This window comes from Pseudomonas laurentiana, assembly GCF_014648275.1.
Lineage (GTDB): Bacteria > Pseudomonadota > Gammaproteobacteria > Pseudomonadales > Pseudomonadaceae > Aquipseudomonas > Aquipseudomonas laurentiana.
In genome coordinates, this window is sequence record NZ_BMQU01000181.1 from 1 (window position 1) to 553 (window position 553).

General features: G+C 37.6%; 1 protein-coding gene. It reads right to left on the minus strand.

Annotated elements, in window-relative coordinates; all coding sequences use genetic code 11:
- A partial coding sequence (locus IE038_RS25750) for a proton-conducting transporter transmembrane domain-containing protein (protein ID WP_268244600.1) occupies nt 1-553 on the minus strand: 553 nt, incomplete at both ends.

Sequence of the window (553 nt, forward strand, 5' to 3'; positions counted from 1 at the left end):
TAAGTAAATACATACGAAACATGTAAAAGGCAGTTAATCCTGCTGTGAACCAAGTTATTCCCCCAAAAATGGGAGAATATAACTTACTATCACTAAGAATTTGGTCTTTAGACCAAAAACAAGCAAAAGGTGGAATACCAGAAAGAGAAAGTGTTCCTAAAAGAAAAGTGATTCCCGTAATTGGCATATATTTCCTCAAACCACCCATAAGAGCCATATTCTGACTTTTACTGGGGCAATACCCAACAATGGGTTCCATGGAATGGATGACTGATCCGGATCCTAGGAACAATAATGCCTTGGAATAAGCATGTGTAATCAAATGGAACAGAGCGATTCGATAGGAATCTATCCCTAGAGCTAACATCATGTAACCTAATTGAGACATAGTAGAATAAGCCAAGCCTTTTTTAAGATCTTTTTGAGCGAGAGCCATAGTAGCTCCCAATAGAGCTGTTATTCCACCTATCCAAGAGATAAGATACATTATTAAAGGTAGAGCTTTAAAAAGAGGAAACAATCGAGCTACAAGAAAAATTCCTGCTGCTACCAT